This window comes from Euzebyales bacterium (assembly GCA_035461305.1).
Lineage (GTDB): Bacteria > Actinomycetota > Nitriliruptoria > Euzebyales > JAHELV01 > JAHELV01.
Window position 1 is genome coordinate 1 of sequence record DATHVN010000017.1, and the last position, 3696, is coordinate 3696.

General features: G+C 71.9%; 3 protein-coding genes. 1 reads left to right on the forward strand and 2 read right to left on the reverse strand.

Features of this window, described 5'->3' with window-relative positions:
• Nucleotides 1-2475 (forward strand): WD40 repeat domain-containing protein (locus tag VK923_01570; protein HSJ43353.1); only part of this gene is annotated, 2475 nt, incomplete at its 5' end.
• Between the two features lie 230 nt (nt 2476-2705).
• Here the strand turns inward: VK923_01570 and VK923_01575 are convergent.
• A complete protein-coding gene (locus VK923_01575; GenBank protein ID HSJ43354.1) occupies nt 2706-3122 on the reverse strand; it encodes a pyridoxamine 5'-phosphate oxidase family protein in 417 nt (138 codons plus the stop codon).
• Nucleotides 3123-3167: 45 nt separating this feature from the next.
• The coding region (locus tag VK923_01580) for a DUF6596 domain-containing protein (GenBank protein HSJ43355.1) at nt 3168-3696 on the reverse strand (529 nt) is incomplete at its 5' end.

Here is a 3696-nt window from a genome sequence, read left to right on the forward strand (position 1 = left end):
CGCGTCCTGCGCCACCTGTCCGCGGCGGCGGACGGCTGGGAGTCGCTGGGGCGACCGGCCAGCGAGCTGTACCGGGGCGCGCGCCTGGAAGCGGCGCTGGAGTGGCGCGCCGCGACCCACCCCGACCTGACCGACCTCGAGGATGCCTTCCTCGACGCGTCGGTGGCCGAGACCGCATCGGCTCGCGTCGCTCTGGCCGAAAGGTCCCGCCAGCAGGCCCGCCAGAACCGCCTGTTGCGGGTGCTGCTCGGGGCCGCCGCGGCGTTCCTGCTCCTGTCGCTCGCTGCCGGCCTGGTTGCCGTGGGTCAGCGCGACAGAGCGCAACGCTCGGCGGCCGATGCCGACTCCTCGGCGGACGTCGCCGAGGCGCGCCGCCTGAGCGCGCTCAGCCTCACCGTCGACGACCTCGACCAGGCGCTGTTGCTGGCGGTCGAGGGCCGCCGCCTCCACGACTCGAACGACACGCGCACGAACCTGCTCGCGGCGCTGAACCGGCGCCCGCAGGCCATCGGCGTCCTGCGCCATCCCGCCATCGGCACCCACGGAGGCTTCGCCGTGACCGCCGACGGGCGCCATCTGGCGGCGCACGACGGCGGCAGCCTGGCCTTCTTCGATGCCGCCACGCTGCAGGCCGCCGCCGAAGCACCCCCCGAGTCGACGTTCTACCGGGCGATGGCACCGACGGCGGACGGCCGCGGTGTGGCGGCGGTGACCTACCCCGACGACCAGAGCCGGGGTGCGGTGCGGTTCTTCGAGGCCGCCACCGGCACCGAGACCCGCGAACCGATCGCGCTGACCGTGTCTCCACGGGAGGGCTTCCTGCCCGCCATCTCGGTGGCGCTGAGCCGCGACGGCCGCTACCTCGCCGTGGGCAACCAGCGGAACCCCGACTTCCCCGACGATCCGGCCTCCGAGCTCATCTGGGACCTGCGCTCCCCCGGATCGCGTCCCCGCACGGTCACGTACGGGCTGGACTACCCATCCCTTGCCTTCACACCCGACAACCAGCTCGTGATCGTCGGGGAGGGCGCCGAGGCGGGGGCCGGGCTGACCCTCGTCGACCCGGCGACGGGTGACGTGGTGCAGACGATCCCACAGGCGCGGGCACCGGTGGCCGTGAGCCCCGACGGCGACAGCGTGGCGGCCAGGGAGGGAGACGCGCTCGCCGTCTTCGACATCGCCACCGGTGCCCGCCGCCGTGTGCTCACCAGAACCTCGCGGCCCGTCGCCGTCGCGTTCTCCCCCGACGGACGGACGCTCGTCAGCGCCACCGACCAACCCACCATCGAGGTCTGGGACCCGGCATCGGGTGAACGGACCGGCGTCCTGGCGGGCCACAGCGCCACCGCGGGCGCCATCGGCTTCGGCGCCGACGGGAACACCCTCTACTCCTCCGGAACCGACGGGACCGTGATCACCTGGGACCTCGCGGGTGATCGGCGCCTGGTCCGCCAGATCGCCCCGCCCGACCGGACGCCGGACTCGCTGAAGAGCCACGTCGCACCGAGCCCGGACGGGACCAGGCTGAGCTACCTGTACGGCGACCAGGTGGGCGTCGACCACTTCGCGGTGCGTGACGTGGGGAGTGGCCCGATTGGCCCCGAACGCCCGAGCGACCACCCCTTCGCGGGGTGGCAGGACTGGACGCCCGATGGTCGCCGCCTGATCACGGTGGGCAACGACCGAACGGCCCGGCTGTGGGATCCGGCGACCGGCGGGCTGATCGCTGAGCGCACGCTCCCGTTCGATTCGAGCAGCGGCTCGGTGGGGTGGCGGCCGGGCGGTGACACGATCTTCCTCGGACTCCACGCCGGCGGGATCGTCGAGCTCGACGCCGCCACCCTCGACGTCGTCGGTGAACCGCTGCGCTTCGACCGCTATGTGAGCAACGTCGACGTGAGCCCCGACGAGCGGCTGCTCGCCGTCGAGCTGTTCAACCCCGACGCGCTGGTGCTGGTGGACAACGAGACCCGCGAGGTGCTCGCAACGTTCGACGACGTCGACGCCCATTGGCACCTCGACTTCAGCCCCGACGGTTCGCTGCTGGCGGCCGGAGGCAACAACGGCCTCGTCACTCTCGTCGATCCGGTCGGGCAGCGCACCGTGGGGGCACCGCTGCGCGGGGTCGACGGCCCGGTCGTCAGCCAGTCGTTCTCGCCCGACGGCTCACATCTCGTGACCAGCAGCACTGACGGCACCGTCCAGCTGTGGGACGTCGCCGCGCGCGAACGCGTCGCCCGGGTCACCCCCGGTGAACCTCGGCACGAGGTGTTCGCGTGGTTCGAGGACGGAGGCAGGACGATCGTGGCCGCCGATGGGCGTGGCGGCATCTGGAGCATCCCCAGCGACCCCGACGAATGGCAACGGCGTGCCTGCGAGATCGCCGGGCGGAACCTGTCCCGCGACGAGTGGACGGAGCTGCTGCCCGACCGCCCCTACCACAAGACGTGTCCGTCGCATCCGGGCGGCACCTGATTCAGGCTTCGACCAGGACTGATAGCCGGGGCGAACCGCCTCGTGCACGGCGCGCAGCTCGAGCGCCCAATCCGGGTCGCATTTGAGGCTCACGCTGCCGGGATCGCCTGCACGCGCGACGAGACGCGGACATCCTTCCGTCGATCTTGAACACGGCGACGTCGTCTCCAAAGGGATGGTTTTCGGCCGCGCCCGGCAGGCGTGCACACAGATCGAGACCCAGTCCCTGGTCATGCCGGGTTCGAATAGACGCGAGCGGGAGCGACGAGAACGGCCGTGCGTCGCTCGTCGCGCATCGTTCGGTCGTAGGCGTCCCAATCGTCGTGGGTGCCGCCTGCGGCGCTGAAGATCTCGCGAAGAAGGACCCGGAGCCGTTCGTCGTCTACCCCGGGGTGGGGATCGGCGGGCCCGATGAGCTCGGCGCGACCTTCCACCGCGGTCCACCGCCAGCCGGCTCGGACGACGACGGCGATGGTGGGATCGGCGCGCAGATGAGCGAGCTTGCGGGTGCTGCCCGCGGCGACCAACCCGACGACGCGGTCACCGGTCATCGGATGGGAAGTCACGCCGGCGTTGACGACCGTGGTGTGCGGGGTGTGGTCGGCGCGGAGCGTGACGACCACACTGAGGCCGTGGTCGAGCGGCACAGGTCTTCGAAGGGTGCGAGGTCGGTCATCGTCCTCTCCGTGTGCTCAGCGCCAGTCGATGCGTCGGCGCAGGAGCGCCTGCTCCGCTGGGTTGGTCGTGAGGTCGAGGGCGCGCCGGTCGGCTGCCGTCGCGGTGTCGAGGTCGCCGACCGCGCGCAGGAGCTCTGCGCGAGTGGCGTGGAACAGGTGGTATCGATCCAGCTCGCTGGCGAGTTCGGCGAGTTCGGCGAGTGCCGCGTGGGGGCCATGCACGTAGCGGAGGGCGATGGCGCGGTGCAGTCGGGTCGTCGGAGACGGCGCGAGGTGCAGGAGCATGTCGTAGAGGACGACGATCTGTTCCCAGTCGGTGTCGGCCCACTGCTTTGCCTCCGCATGACAGGCGACGATCGCCGCCTGCAGCTGGTAGGGACCGGGTCGCCGGTAGCGGGCGGCGCGGACGAGGAGCTGTGTGGCGCCGGCGATCAGCTGGTGGTCCCAGGCCGATCGGTCCTGGTGCTCGAGGAGCACGAGGGCGCCGTCGGGGTCGAAGCGAGCGTCGGCGCGTGCCCGGTGCAGGCGGATGAGCGCCAGCAGT